We start from the raw sequence: 1,012 nt of genomic DNA on the forward strand, positions 1-1,012 counted from the left end.
TTTAAAAATTATAGTTGTTAAGAGCCTGTCATTTAGCGCGACTGTTATTTTATATTTTTAATAATTAATTAGTGTTTAGCTTCTTATCGGCAGGGTAGCTAATTTGATAAGTAGACTGTACCACTCGCGATTGCCTACTTGGCAAATCAAACTCCCAAGCGACCATGCCCTTATTGTCATTCCAATCCTGCTCAGTAACTGCTGGTGTATGGGTCGCTGTAACGTTGATATCCTCATCGCGGCTGATAGGCTCAGCGCTTAAAACTTGCAAATGCACGCTGCGATTGTGCTGATTGGTAAATTGATAGGCCTGTTTGGTCGTCAAGGTTTGCAAACGATTGAACACCCCTTTATCGCCTTGTTTGTCTTCATCGGTCAGCTGCTTTACTAACACGTTAGGATCAATCCCAAAACCAATGCCCTGCTCTTTTAGCGATTGATAGCTATAGCGCGACTGTCCGACATAGTTATCATCGCGATATAACTGTAATGAGCCATCGATCCAAGCTGGGGTCAAAAAAGGCGCTGATGCGTACCAATAGGCGGCTTGCTCGACACTTGGTGTACTGCGTAGCCACAGCTTACTGTTACCAGATTGCTCATCAATGACCGTCCGTACCCGTCTACCATCACTTGGGATGCTGACGCGCTGCGGCAAACGATACTCAGTAATACCATTTTTGTTTTGGCTACTAACAGTAAAACTTGGCAGCGGTGCCATGTTCGCAGCAGACTCGGCGCCGCCATAGTTATCGCTTGCAGAAACAACCACAGGGACAGCTTCCATAGCAACTGGCGCATACCTAGCGCGTTTAGCTTGCAGCGCTTCATATAAAGATAAACGCTGTACTTTTGGCAGCTGACTAGTAGTATTTTGATTGGGATTAACAGTGCTCAAAGTAACGGGTATATTTGACCAGTTCTCTCCCGTTTGTTGGGCGATGACGGCAGAAGCTGTGATGCTAAGCTCTTTACTCTCAGTATTCAGGCGTGCTTGATAGGTTGGCTCCCA

General features: G+C 45.8%; 1 protein-coding gene. It reads right to left on the reverse strand.

The features are described from left to right. Positions 1-64: 64 nt before the first annotated feature. Positions 65-1,012 (reverse strand): DUF4139 domain-containing protein (locus ACS8FD_RS16920; protein ID WP_439276697.1); only part of this gene is annotated, 948 nt, incomplete at its 5' end.

It is taken from the genome of Psychrobacter sp. 1U2 (assembly GCF_051847575.1).